This window comes from Nocardiopsis sp. SBT366, assembly GCF_001083815.1.
Lineage (GTDB): Bacteria > Actinomycetota > Actinomycetes > Streptosporangiales > Streptosporangiaceae > Nocardiopsis > Nocardiopsis prasina.
In genome coordinates this window covers 1-13,241 of record NZ_LAVM01000118.1, presented here as the reverse complement: position 1 = coordinate 13,241, position 13,241 = coordinate 1, and the positions used below count along the sequence as shown (strand labels likewise).

Sequence of the window (13,241 nt, the reverse complement as noted above, 5' to 3'; positions counted from 1 at the left end):
TCGCCCTTTGTCGCTTTGATGTCTAGCATAACATCTCGATAGTAGTATTAGTACGAGATGTCGACTGTCTACTCTCTTACTGTATTGTTTTTTTTTTTAAAAGAAGAAGACGGCATACGAGTTTTCTCCCTGTCGCGGGGGCTCGGAGATGTGTAAAAGAGCCAGACCCGCCAGTGCAACGCACCCGAACACCCGCCCCCGCACAGAGTCGTCCTCCACCGGGATCCATCCTCCGAGCGAGCGGGTGCGCGGCCGCGCAGAACATTCCCGAAGGCGGGTAAACAGTCCGTTCCTTCGGGCTTTACCAGGCGGGGCAGGACAACCCGGACTCCGGGACCGCCCCTTCCAACAGGTAGGCGTCCACCGCGTCGTCCACGCACTCCATGCCGTAGCCGTAGGCGGTGTGGCCCGCGCCCTCGTAGGTGACCAGGGTGGCGGTGGCCAGCTGGCCGGTCAGCTCCTCGGCCCAGGTGTAGGGGGTGGCCGGGTCCCCGAGCGTGCCGACCACGAGGATCGGCGGGGCGTCGGGGGCGGAGAACCCGGTGGGCGCCTCCTCGGTGTCCACCCAGTAGGCGCACGGCAGCTGCTCCCACACGAGGTCGGCGCCGAAGTACGGGGAGTCCGCGGCCGCGCGCTGGGCCGCCTCTCGGTAGTCGTCGGCGTCGGTCGGGTCGTCGCGGTCCGCGCAGTTGACGGCGGTCAGGGCGGCCTCGGTGTCCTCGAACACGCCGGGTTCCTCGGGCTCGTCCGACTCCTCGGCCTCCTCCTCGTCCTGGGCGAAGGTCTGGTCGTAGAGGCGTTCCAGCTGGGGTCCGGCGCCGTGGACGTCCTCGTCCAGAGCGGCGAGGGTCTGGGCCAGTCCGTCCCAGGCGACCTCGTCGTAGAGCTGGAGGCTCACCATGGTCAGCAGCGTGTCACCGTTCACGGGCCAGCCCTGGACCATGGGCGGATCGGCGTCGAGCCGGTCGAGGAGGTCCCCCATCCGGGCGTCGGCGGTGGCCGCGTCGTCGAACGGGCAACTGGGGGCGTACCCGCACTCCTCCACGAACAGGTCCCAGGCGCCTTGGAAGGCCACTGCCTGGTCGGCGGCGACCTCCACGTTGGGGCGCTCGGTCTCCACCGCGCCGTCCAGGACCAGCGCGCGGGTGTTCTCCGGGTAGGTCTCGGCGTACAGGGCACCGATGTAGGTGCCGTAGGAGAAACCCGCGTAGGTGAGCCGCTGGTCGCCCAGCGCGTCGCGGATCAGGTCGAGGTCGCGGACCACGTTGACGGTGCCCATGTTGGCGAGGAACTCCTCCCCCGCCGTCCGCGCGCACGCCTCGGCGTAGGCGCGGGCGGTGTCCTCCAGGGTGGAGAGTTCCGCGTCGGTGACGTTCTCGGGGTCGGCCACGGCGCGGCGGGCCTCGTCCATCGCGTACCAGTCACCGCAGGCGAAGCCCTCGCTCTCGCCCACCCCGCGCGGGTCGAAGCCGACCAGGTCGAAGGCGTCCTGGATCGGTGCGTCGAAGAGCGGGTGGTCGAGCATGCTGACCCCGGACTCTCCGGGGCCGCCGGGGTTGATCACCAGGGAGCCGATCCGCTCGTCGGCGGGGCCGCTGGCGGGCCGTCGGGCCAGGGCGAGGTCGACGGTCTCCCCGTCGGGGGCGGCGTGGTCGAGCGGCACGGTGAGGGTGCCGCACTCCAGGGTCTCCAGCCAGTCCGGGTCGCCGTCCCAGTCGGGTGCGGCCTCCAGGTCCTCCTCGCTCAGGCAGGGCGCCCAGTCGATGGTCCTCGGCGCCGACACGGGCGCGGCCTCGGCCTCCCCGTCGTCCTGCGCGGTGCACCCCGCGAGCAGGAGTACGAGCGCGCCTCCCAGCGCGCCCGCCCGAACCCGACCACCAGTGATCCCCATGCCTCGTACGTCCCGCCGTCGCCACCCACACGACCGGTCGGCCGCGACCCCATAGTGGAGCACGGGATGGGACACCGCGAACCGGGCACCGGTTCGCGAAAGGGACGTGGATCACTGCGGTGTCAGAGCCTGCTGACGTCCGTGGCCAGCGCTCCGGTCGGGTCGGGCACGGCCGGGTCCACCGCGAGGACCAGCGGGCACAGCGGGTCCCCGAACCGGAGTCCCGTGGCGGCGGCGCCCCGCCCCGGGGCGGGCTGGGCGATCCAGTCCACCAGTTCACCGGCGCGGCTCACGTCCCGTCCGGGCCTGGTCAGGGCCACCACGGTGCCCGCCACGTCACAGCGCACGTTCAGGTGCGTGGTCGCCGCGAACACGCTCTGGGCCCAGGCCCCCGGGCTCACGTCCCGCAGGGGCCCCTCCGGCGTGCGTCTGCGCCGGCGGGCCGGGGCCGCCAGCCCCACCGCGCGGTCGTCGAAGGTCAGGACCAGCCCGGGCCGTTCCTGCGCGGTGAGGAACCCCTCCGGGTCGGCGAGGGAGACGTCCCACCACACTCCGGTCGGCCCCGAGGCCGCCGCGCTGAGCTCGGTCCTGGCGCGTTCCAGCAGCTCCACGTCCACCTGGTCGCGGGCGGGGCCGGTGACCACCTCCCCCAGTGGCGCGGTGAGGGGTTCGTACCCGGACAGCACCAGTGACCAGTCGATCCGGGCGCGGCCCTGGAGTTCGCGGCGCCCGTGCGTCAGGCACACCACGGCCCGGTCCCGGGGCAGCTGATAGGTGGCGCAGGCGCCCCCGTGCCGCGCGGCCCTGGCCAGTCCGAGGCTCATCGCCTTGGTACCGGTGGTGATGTCGACGACCACCGGTTGCCCGCCCTCGCGTTCGTGTTCGATCCAGCCCTGCACGGCCCGCTGGACCGCCGCGGAGTCGTAGCCGTCCACCGGGTCGGCGGCCAGCCTGACCCGGTCGCGGTAGCCCTCGGACCGCAGGGTGGCGGCGTCGGCAGGGGGCGCGTCCGGCTGCTCGGCGGCGCGCAGCGCTCCGGCGGCGGCCTCCCGCACCCGGGCCCGCAGGCTCTGCCGGGAGGGCAGGACCAACGCGCGGGCGGGGCGGTGCGCGTGCAGGGCCGCGAGGGCGCCCAGACGGCTGCCGCCCAGGGGCGTGACCAGGAGCGGGCCGTCCCCCGGACCGGGGTGCAGGGCTGGCGGGGTGGGACCGGGGTCCGCACCACTGGCGGGACCGGGCGTCACCTCGGACCGAGGGAGGACTGCGGGGACGGTGGGGACGGTGGGGACGGCGAGCGACGGGGAGTCGGCCAGGCTCGGGAAGAAGGCGTCCCGCGCGGCCGCGAAGGTGGTGACGCGCTCGGTCAGGGCGTCCAGGTTCCACACGTGGACGTGGCGGGCGCTCAGCGCCGGGTTGTACGCCGTGACCTGTTCGCGGAGGTCGTCGACGACCGGGCCGGAGTAGACGAACAGCACGAGGGTGGCCCCGCCGAAGACCCTGCGGGCCTTGGCCACGGTCCATCCGGCGCGGGCCACCACGTCCTCGGCCCGCGTCTTGGCCTCCACGCACAGCACCCGGTGGCGGTGGCGCACCAGGATGTCGAAGTCGGCCACGGACCCGCCCGGGCGGTAGGGGTCGGCGACGCGGCGGGAGCCGAGGACCTCGGTGTCGGGCCGCCCGCCCAGCAGGCGGCGCAGGTGGGACAGCACGTGGGCCTCCGCCGCGATCCCGTTGCGCTCGCTCTCGGGCAGGTTCGGATGGGCCCGTGCCAGGGCGGTGTCCCCTCCGCTCAGGAAGCGGCGCACCGGCTCGGGGTCGCGGTCGCTCAGCCAGTGGGCGCCATGGACCCCGGCCAGGGTGCGCAGGTCGACCCCCTGAGAGCTCACCGGGTGATCGGGGCGCGCGGCGTCGGCGGTGCGCAGGAGGTCGCTGTGGGAGTCGAGGTAGAACCGCCAGGCGCGGGCCTGCGAGGGCAGCGACTCCTCGTGGTGCAGCGCGGCGGCCACGCTCATCACCTTGGTGCCACCCGTGTAGTCGAGGTACCAGGGTTTCCCGCCGAGTGCGCGGCGGACGGTGTCCAGGAGCCCGGTGACGCTGGCGGGGTCGTGCGGGTCGGCGCCCACGCTGAGGACGCGCACGGAGCGTTCCCGCGCGATGCGGCCGACCGCCTCGGCGACGCGGCGGGCCACGGGCAGGGTTCCGTCGCTACAGACCAGGAGCAGTTGGTCGACCGGCAGGGTCAGCGACGTGAGGAGGGCGGGGGTGGGGTTCTGGCCCACGAGAACGACGGCGACTCGGGGTGCGTCCACGCTTTTCCTTTCCGGACGCACCGTTTTCGGACGTCTCCCGACTACAGGAACGGGACCACAGTACTCACCCGTTCCCGAAATGGATCAGGGAAGTGAGTTTCCCACCCGGCACGCGGGGCCGCACTGGTAACCGTGCGCGCGCACCGGAACGGAGGTGAGGACGAAGGAGCGGCATCCGGTGACCACCCCCTTGTCGTCCCGCACGAGGTCAGAGGGGACGAGCAGGTCGTCCCGTTCCGGATGCGCCGAACTGACCACGGAGGAGACGATGAACCAGACCCCCTCGGCGGGCGGCGGCAGGCGTGCCCGGGTGCGTTCCTCCGCCAGCAGCGGCACTCCCTCCACCTCACTGAGCGGTACCCGTACCGCCTCGACCCTCGCCGGTTCAGTCGATCCGCGCCATGTGCGGATCACCCGCGCGTGCTCGTCGACGACCGTCACCTCGTGCGGAGTCAGATTGACCACGGACATCCGGCGACCTCCCGTAACACTCGATCCATGTCGGCCGCCCGCCACTTCGGGACGGGCGCGACGCACCCCGATCCGAGGTCCTCACCGCCATCTCTCGGACACCTGCGGGTTCCCTGGCGAATACCTTCACGGCCCTTTCTGGGGCCACTGTTACCCGTGACCGTTTCAGAATGGCCCCGACGCACTTCCCCCATTCGGATTTCCCGCCGACAATTGACAGTGCGCACCCGGTGGCCATATTTTGTTGATTGACCTCCCGTTGACGCAGGAGTGTCACCACCAGTCTCACGTCTCGACAGCGCGTTTCCCCGGAAGGGCTGGGGGAGCGTCCCGGCCCCGGCACACCCGGGGAGAAGAGTTCGTGAGCAAGCATCACTGCTCCGCCGTGGAACTGTTCGGTTCGGCCACCTTCCTGCGCGTGTTCACGCGCGTGTTGGGGTGTGGACCCTGCTCCTCGGACGGGACAGCGCAGGGCTGCGCCGGTCACTCGGAGCAGTTCTTCGACTACGTCGACCTGTGCTTCGAGCACTGCCCGTGCTCGCGGCACCGGGGAGAGCCAACCAGCGTCATCGCCACACGCATGGCCAGCGTCACGAACGGCGCGACGGCGGGTGGACGAGGCGTCCTTCCGGACGCTGACGCGGCTGGTGCCAAGGCCGTGCCCGAGAGCGGGCGCACGGCCGAAGACACCGTCGGCGTGCGCGCGTCCGCCTCCGTGGACCGCACCGCCGCGCACCGACTGCGCGACGCCCTGGACGATGTCCGCCGTGACCGCTCGTACAAGAACCTGCGGCGCGTCTACCCGCAGCCCGCTCCCAACGGCAAGGTCCGCTGCGCGTTCTCCGAGCGCCCCCGGCGCTGGGCCCAGCGCCGCGACGTGGCCCGTGTCGCCACCGACATCGTGGAGCAGGAGGCGCTCGCCCTGCTGGTCCTGACGGCCGGTTGGGGCAATCCCGCCGCCGACCTGCCCGAGGACGTCCATCCCGGGGAGTCGGTGTCGTTCACCGAGGACGGCAGCGCGGTCCCCGTCGCCGACCTGCACGGGCGCTCACTCACGGCGGTCAGGGAACCCCCGATGGTCTCCACCGCCACCGGCGACTACCTGCTGCGCAAACTCTCCGAACTGGCCGGAGGACGCGACGCCGACGCGGGCCGCACCCCGGACCAGCGCCGCCGCCTGCACCTGCGTCGGCTCTTGCCGAACCTGACCGGCGAGGACGTGGCCCGGCGACTGACCGGCGTGCTGGGGCGGATGGCCGTCACCATGCCCGGCCACTTCGAACTGGTGCAACGCGCCCGGGGACGCGCCCGCAGCGCCCCCTACACCCCCGTCCCGGACCTGCCGGACGGGGAGGACACCGACGCCCACGATGACGGGGACGCGGACCCCCGCGGACCCCGGCGCGACGTGCTGCGCCAGTCCGAGCGGGCGTGGCTGGGCTGGCTCGCCCGTGAACTCGCGGCCGAGGCGCAGGCCCACCGGGCGGCCTTCGACGCCGACCCCCGTGGTTCCCTGGACGCCCTGTTGTGCCGTCTGTTGGAGGAGGGGCCCCGGGTGCCGGTGCTGTGGCGGGGAGCCCAGGACGACCCCGAGCGCCGCGCCGACCTGCTGGAGGCCCTGGCGGAGGCGGTCGACGACTGACGGCACCGATGCCCGGGCCACCGGCCCCATCAGCCCGTATCCGCCGCCGCGAAGCGCTCGGTGAGCGCAGGCAGCACCGGGTACTCGGCGAACTGGCGCAGGGACATCACCGCCGTCTCCTCCCACGGCAGGCGTCTGCGCCAGCGGCTGGCCAGGAGCACGTCCACCATCTGGTCCACCCCGTGCCAGTCGTCGGCGGAGCGGTGGCGCGCGAGGGCGGTGGAGAAGGCGTCCAGGAAGTCACCGACCAGAACCGGAGCAGCGCGGGTCACCCCAGACGCCGGGTCCAGGGACAGGTCCGCGGCGCGGGCCCGGCGGTCCACCAGGTGGAGTTCGGGGCGCAGGTGAACGCTGCCCATGCCGAGGGACTTGCCCATGCCGACCTTGTGCGCGTGCTCGGGGTCCCGGGCTTCGCCGCCGTCCGCGGGGTTGCCCAGGAGCAGGGCGCGCAGGAGGGCGCCGAGCTCGGCGTCGGTCAGGTTGGTGAAGGTGACGCGTGAGCGCAGGACGAGGCCGTCGCGCAGGGGCACGATGTCGCGCTGGGTGTCCTCGGGTGGCGGGGTGCGGGCGCCCCGGGGCAGCACGGTGATCCCGAGGTCGCTCTGGGCGCGTTCGTCGTAGCGCACCGGTGAGCCCAGGCGGGGGTCGTGCCGGTGCAGGTAGGTCTTGTAGCCACCCAGGCGGATGCGGCCCTCGTGGGACCACGTGACGACGTCGGACCGCTCCCCCGACACCTCGGGGCCCTGGACCAGGTAGTTGGCGAAGCAGCCGCGCTGTGGGGACAGGAGCCGTACGCGCAGGGCGGCGCCGTCCGGATAGTCGGGATCGCGGTCGCCGCCCACAGCGTCACCGAAGGACACCCGGCCCTTGAGCGCACCGCCCTGCCCCGCGAACACGTCGGTGTCGCCGAACAGTGCCCGGCACACGTCCACGGTGCGACCGGCCCGCTCCATGCGGTCGGGGTCGCCGTGCTGCGGGCCGAGCACGTCGGCGGGGACGGCGCGGCGGATCGGGTCGTCGTCGCTGACCGTGACCCGGTAGCCGCCGGAGCGGCCGAAGGACACCACCCGGCCCGAGGGGTCGAGGTCGAACCAGATCGGTTCCAGACCCCGGCGCGGCAGCCCTCCCCCACCGGCTCCGGCCACCGGCGGGCGGGCGGGCAGGTCGTCCCCGGTGCCCAGGGTGTCGGGGAAGGCGGCACGCTGGTACCCGGTGACCTGCGCCGCCGACTCGAACAGTTCCACCAGCGACTCCGGGACCGGGAGGCGCCCGGTGCGCGGGTCCGGGGGCCGGGGGAACAGGTAGGCGTTGCGCCGCTCCTGCGCGGCGCTCCCGGTGAGCACCAGCAGGGCCGGGATCACCCCGCCGGAACCGTCGTGGGCGGCGAGGTAGGAGCGCGCCTCCGGTTCGTCGGGGGCCACGGCGGCGATGCCGCGCCGTCCCCTCAGGTGGACCGCGTACACCCAGCGGTGCTGGAGGCGGCCGTGGTGTTCGTGCACGGTGGGCACGTAGGTGCCGTCCCGGGGCGGGTCCGGGAAGTCGGACACTCCGAAGTCCCAGGTGCGCAGGCTCTCCCGGAGAACGTCGAAGGTCACCTTCAGGGCCCGTCCGGGTTCGGGTTCCAGGACGGTGGCGGGGACCTCCACTGCGTACCAGCCCCCGTCCCCGGCGTCGCGGTAGAGGAACCCCTGTCGGGTGCGGTGGCCCGCGCGGCGTCTGCGGTAGTGGTCGTGCCGCGTCGCCATGACCCGTCGGGCGCGGGCCGAGGGGGAACCGTCGGCGGCCCCGGCGTCCACACGCACGGGTGCGCGGAAGAACAGCATGGGCGTGTTGACCGGGCCGCTCTCGCCGCTGGTGAGCATGCGCAGCGTGTTGCGGACCAGGCCGCGCAGGGTGGAGCCGGGGACCAGTGGGAGGGAGCGGTCACCGTGCGGGAGCCGGGCGGAGGAGCGCACGCGGCCCCGTCCTGGTGCCTGGCCAACGAACGTGGGAGTGAGCGTGGTCAGGGTGAGGTCGATCCAGCCCGAGTGGGTGCCCTCCACCGTGCGGTCGTGCGAACGGAGCAGGGACCCGGTGTCGTGGTCGGGGTGCAGGGCGCTGGCGGGGACGGGGGTCTCGGCCAACCGGACCAGGCCGTAGGGGGCCGTGGCGCGGTGCGGACCAGGCATCAGCGTCCCCCGTCCCGGTCGCGGCCCCGGGGTTCGACCAGGGCCCCGGTGCCCACCTCGAACTCCGGTCCCGTGGGCTTGCGCCCGGACGTCAGCCCGGTCAGCCGGTGGAAGGCCACGCCCACGGCGCCGGTGACGGGGTCGGCGGCCCAGTACTCCCGAACCGTCAGCCAGGTACCCGTGCTCTCCAGCGCGCCCCGCCCCGGTTCCGACAGGGGGCGCACACGGCCGGAGAAGTCGGTCCAGGCCACCGGGAGCACCGCCTCGGCTCCGGAGGGCTCCCGAGTGACGGAGACGGGCACCGGCCCCTCCAGGGTCCGGCTGGATGCGGGGCCACTCCACCCCTGGAGCAGGAGGGAGCGGTCGCGCGGGCGCAACCAGTCCGGCGGGCGGCCGGGGGCGTCGGTGCTGATCCAGCCCGCCTCCGCGCCCTCGCCCAGACGGATCTGCGCGTGCGGGCCGAACACGAGCACCTCCAGGATCCGCCAGCGGTCGGTGGCGGGGTCCACCGGCGGCGCCGACAGGTGTCCGGTCGGCGGTTCGTCCGACCTCCGCCACCGCGCGTGGGGGCAGGAACCGGTGATCCGCCCGTCCCCGAGTTCGGCCAGCAGCCACTGGGGGTCGCCGGGCGGGCCCGCCGCGTCGAGGGCCCGGCAGCGCCGTCCCCTGACGAAGAGGTCGTCGAGGACCTCCGCAACCGTCCGTTCGGAGAGCGGGCGGACCTCGACGCCGACCGGGTCGGGGGGTTCGTGGGGATGCGGGTTCATGGGAGGTCCCCCTCGTCAGCGGGCCCGGGTTCCGGAACCGGGGTGATCCTTCGGTGCAGTTCGGGAAGCCACCCCCGGGCGATGGCGGCGTCGGGGCCGTCCGGCTCCGTGAGGGCGCGGATCAGGTCCACCTCGCCGGGTTCGGTCCCGTCCCCCTCGTGGGTGGTCAGGACGGCCCGGGTCGCCAGCAGTCGGCCACTGCCGGTGCCCGCCCCCGCCCCGAGGGTGTCCAGGGGGACCGTGGCCAGTTCGCGCACGATCAACGCGAGCAGCCCCCGCACGGCGTCGTCGGGTTCGGAGACGTCGAGGACGACCGTGGCCGAGCCGCCGCAGTGGAGTTCGGTGGTGAACAGGTGGCCGTCCACCTCGTCGCCGAACAGGGCGTCGACGGTCAAGCGTGTGGTGGTCACCGGGGCGCCGCCGGTCAGGGTCGGGGTGGCGCGCAGGCGGACCCGGGAAGGGGCGGAACGGGTGTCGGGCCACCGGCCGGTGTCGTCGCCCCACCAGTGCCCGTGCCACTCCCGCCAACGGCTCCCCTCCCCCACCAGGTGTTCGGCCGCGTCCCGGACGAGGCGTCGACCGATCCGCTTGAAGAGGGCGAACAGGGCGGTGTCACCGAGGACGGGGCGCAGCTCCAGTTCGCCGTCCGGGGCGCCGGTGTCGGCGGGGCCTCTCCGATGGGCGCGGTCGGCCGTGGCCGGTCGGTCGTCCGCGGGGGCGTCGCCGATCAATAGCGTGGCGGGGCGCGGTTCCCGCTCCGAGAGCCCGGGGTCCGGGTACGGGCGTTCGGCCACGTGCAGCTCCAGGCGCAGCTCGGCCCGGCGCCGCCGGTCCACGACCCCGGCTCCGTCCGGCGGAAGGGCGAGGGTCGCGGCACCGCCGTGTTCTTCGAGGACGAAGCGCATGACCTCGACCAGGTCCGTCCCCGTGCGGGTCGCGGAGGGGTGCCGTTCGGCGCCTGGGGCGACGGCGGTCCACTCGTCGGCGCGGGGCTCGGCGACCTCGGCGGGCTCAGCGGGCTCGGCGACATCAGCGGGAGTTGTGGGCTCTGCGGGGTTGGCGGGTGCCGCGACATCGGCGGGAGCGGCTGGCTCAGGGGGCGCGGCGACCTTGGCGGGCGCGACATCGGCGGGCCCGGCGGGCCCGGCGGGCTCAGCGGGCTCGGCGACATCAGCGGGAGTTGTGGGCTCTGCGGGGTTGGCGGGTGCCGCGACCTCGACGGGCTCAGCCGACTCTGCGGAGGGTGACCCCACGGGTCCGGTCTCGGCGGCGGACAGAGCCTGCTCGGCCTCCCGCCAGCGGGTCGGCCAGTCACGCGCGTGGTAGGCGAACCAACCCTCCTCGTCGGTGAGGTCGTGTCGGCGAGCGGACCATCGGGTGGCACGGACCGCTCCGTGGCCGCGACCCGTACGCCCGCCGATCCGGATACCCGGCCCCTCATCCGTCAGCCCACGGGCGGCCAGGGCCAACAGGGCGAGCAGGCGGGCCTCCTCGGCGGGGTCGGCGGCCCTCAACCTCAGGTGCGCGGTGAACACGGTGCCCGCGGGCAGTACCTCCCACTGCCACATGCGGCCGGGGCGCACGCTGCCGGTGGCGGGGTCCACACGTGTCCCCACCCGGACCGGTACCGCCCCGTTCCCGGGAAGTACGGCGTGCGCGTCGTCCAGGTCCAGGGCGCTGGAGCGCGCCCCCGGTGTGTCCGCCGACCCCAACAGCGCGGCGGCGCTCTCCGGGTCCGCGGTACGGGCGAGGAGTTCGTGGCGGAGCAGACCGGCGAGGGTGGTGGCCCGCAGCCGGGGCGCCCCACTGAGCGGGTCCCGGTCCAGGCGCAGATCCACGTCGCTCTCCGCGACGTGCCTGGGTGTGGCCCGGGCCGCCCCCACGTGGCCGTCGGTGAGAATCCGGAGTCGGACCGCGAACTCCCAGACGAGGCCGGTGGGGCCGGGCCCGTGCGGGTCGGCGTCGTCGGAGGCGGAGGAGTCTGCGGTCAAGGCTGGTCCTGTTCGGCGCGCAGTGTGCGGGCCGCCTCGGCCAGCCAGGACGAGACCAGCAGGAGGGACAACCGTGCGGAGGCGCGGCGCTCCCAGTGTTCGGCCCGGGTGGAGAGCCCGCTCGCGCGGTTGCTGGGCGGAAGGCCGTCCGGGGCGGTCAGGTCCACGGCCGCCAGCGCCCGTGCGTAGGCGGGATCGTGGGCGAACCGGGGACGGTTCTCCTGCCACCAGGCGGCGGGCCCGGCGGAGAGCCCGCTCAGCCACGCGTGGACGGTGAGCGGGCGGCCCTGCCCCGGGCGGACCAGCCGGGCGCGCCGCAGGGCGCGCACGGCCCTCTCCCGCAGCACCTTGTGGACCGGGTCGCCCTCCTCGTCCGGGCCGTCGAGCGTGTGGCCGAGCGCGTCCAGCGCCGCGTCGGGGGTGTCGTGGGGGTGGGTGACCACCTCGCGCAGCCTTCCGAGCAGGCTGGGGGTGAGCGGGGCGAGCCTGCCCGTCGAGGCGAGGCCGCGCGCGTGGTCGCGGACGGAGGGCGCGGCCGCGTTCCACAGGAGTTCGTCGTAGAGGGTGTCCAGCTCCGCGTCCCGCCCCGGGTCGATCGGTGTGGGGTCGGGCAGGACCCGGCCGTCGGACAGGGTGACGGTACCCGCCGTGCGGGCGGGGAGCGGTGCGGACGGCGGCGCCAGCGGGACGGCGGCCAGCGGTGGCGGGTCCACCAGGACGAACTGGCCGTGGCCGTCCACGAGGCGTTCGCCCAGGGGGTGGGCCTCGAGGTCGCGGACGCGGGCGGTCGTGATACCCCCTCCGAGGCACAGCCGCACCACCGATCCCGGGGCGGCGGCCCACCGCTGGGCCATCGGTCCCCGGTAGGCGCGGTGGTAGGCACCGACCAGGACGGGTTCGACGTGCGCCGCGACCACCGAGAACGGTGTGTTCGGCAGGCGCCGCGCGAGGAGTTCGCGTACCGCCGGGACCAGGGCGTGCGGGCGGTCCTGCCCCTGCTCGCCGGTCAGGAGCGTCGGGGAGAGCAGGACCAGGTCCACCTCCTGGTTCGCGCGTCGGGACCGGTCCGGGCCGGGCCACTCCACCCGGTCCGGGGACAGCAGACGGTCCGGGCGCACCGGTTCCACCGTGACCCCGCCATGGGCGCGCGTACCGCCGGAGCCGAGGGTGAGTGTGCCCTCGGCGTCGGAGAGGACCTCGACGATCCGTTCCGCGAGCCCGCGCAGGAAGGCGTGGTCGGGGCCGCGCAGCTGCCATCGGGCCTCGAAGACCTGGCCCGGGTCCATGCTGGTGGTGAAGAAGGGGGCACCCCGTCCCAGGTAGCGCTCGGAGGTGGTGCGCACCGCGGCGCGCAGGGAGCGGTCGGGGGTGAGCGGGTCCCGCACCGCGCGGTGGGGCGTGCCCGGTCGGTCGACCCCCTCGGCGAACAGGTCCACGAGCGTGTCGCCGTCCTTGCCCGGGGAGTACAGGTACGCGGGCGGCGGATGGGCGACCACGGGGACGCCGGGGCGCGCGTGCTGCTCCAGCCGGGGGTGGGCGGTGGCGAAGCGGACCAGGTCACCGCGCGCGACCCAGGCGTGGAGTTCGTCCCGCAGGCCCGCGCGCTGGAGGACAGCGGCGAGCATGCCGCGCTGGGCGCGGCCGCTGACCGTGGTCTCCGTGTCGACGCGCAGGGGGTCGAAGGCCGTGCGCACGGCGAGGGAGTCGGTGAGCACGTACCGCAGTGGCAGGTAGGCGCTGACGGGCTCGGGGGGCAGGCTCGGCGCGGGGTTCATGACCGGGTGACCTCCCGCCCGGACGAGGAGTGCCCCGGTTCCGGCCCGTGGGTCGTCGCACGTTCCGGGGCTTCCTGGCGGGGGCGTCGTCCGGGCGGCCGCGCCAGGGCCAGGGTCTGTCTCTTTTACAAATCTCCCGGCCCACGAGACAGGCAGGAAAATCGTATGCCGTCTTTTTCTTGAAAAAAAAAAAATCCAAAGCCAAGAAACGCCTTAGCACCCCGTAC

8 protein-coding genes are annotated in these 13,241 nt (G+C 74.0%); 1 reads left to right on the top strand and 7 read right to left on the bottom strand.

The genetic code is table 11. The annotated features are described in order from the left end of the window. Nucleotides 1-301: 301 nt before the first annotated feature. From ADX84_RS23790 to ADX84_RS23780, 3 genes are all read right to left on the bottom strand, one after another. Nucleotides 302-1,891: an alpha/beta hydrolase gene (locus tag ADX84_RS23790; protein WP_049579405.1), complete on the bottom strand. Its 1,590-nt coding sequence runs from the start codon at nucleotides 1,889-1,891 to the stop codon at nucleotides 302-304. Nucleotides 1,892-2,013: 122 nt separating this feature from the next. Continuing rightward, entirely contained in the window at nucleotides 2,014-4,200 is a 2,187-nt protein-coding gene (locus tag ADX84_RS23785; protein ID WP_049579402.1) for a CRISPR-associated protein, read from the bottom strand. Nucleotides 4,201-4,284: 84 nt separating this feature from the next. Next, a complete protein-coding gene (locus ADX84_RS23780) occupies nucleotides 4,285-4,671 on the bottom strand; it encodes a hypothetical protein (protein WP_017545132.1) in 387 nt (128 codons plus the stop codon). A 361-nt stretch (nucleotides 4,672-5,032) separates the two neighbouring features. On the opposite strand from ADX84_RS23780, the gene ADX84_RS23775 reads away from it, so the two are divergent. Then, the gene (locus ADX84_RS23775; RefSeq protein WP_049579399.1) at nucleotides 5,033-6,313 is read left to right on the top strand and encodes a hypothetical protein; all 1,281 of its coding nucleotides are present in this window, start codon (nucleotides 5,033-5,035) and stop codon (nucleotides 6,311-6,313) included. Nucleotides 6,314-6,342: 29 nt separating this feature from the next. On the opposite strand, the gene ADX84_RS23770 is transcribed toward ADX84_RS23775, so the two are convergent. Genes ADX84_RS23770 through ADX84_RS23755 form a run of 4 tightly spaced genes read right to left on the bottom strand, consistent with a single transcriptional unit; the run spans nucleotide 6,343 to nucleotide 13,014 of the window. Next, on the bottom strand, nucleotides 6,343-8,481 hold the full coding sequence (locus ADX84_RS23770; RefSeq protein WP_049579397.1) for a TIGR03986 family CRISPR-associated RAMP protein: 2,139 nt from the start codon (nucleotides 8,479-8,481) through the stop codon (nucleotides 6,343-6,345). Beyond that, nucleotides 8,481-9,248 (bottom strand): hypothetical protein, encoded by a 768-nt coding sequence (locus ADX84_RS23765; protein WP_049579394.1) that lies wholly within the window; start codon nucleotides 9,246-9,248, stop codon nucleotides 8,481-8,483. The genes ADX84_RS23770 and ADX84_RS23765 overlap by 1 nt, the downstream gene beginning before the upstream one ends. Continuing rightward, nucleotides 9,245-11,239, bottom strand: coding sequence for an RAMP superfamily CRISPR-associated protein (locus ADX84_RS23760; protein ID WP_049579391.1), 1,995 nt, complete (start codon nucleotides 11,237-11,239; stop codon nucleotides 9,245-9,247). Before ADX84_RS23760 ends, ADX84_RS23765 begins: the two co-directional genes overlap by 4 nt. Continuing rightward, the gene (locus tag ADX84_RS23755; protein WP_049579388.1) at nucleotides 11,236-13,014 is read right to left on the bottom strand and encodes a hypothetical protein; all 1,779 of its coding nucleotides are present in this window, start codon (nucleotides 13,012-13,014) and stop codon (nucleotides 11,236-11,238) included. Before ADX84_RS23755 ends, ADX84_RS23760 begins: the two co-directional genes overlap by 4 nt. Nucleotides 13,015-13,241: the final 227 nt, after the last annotated feature.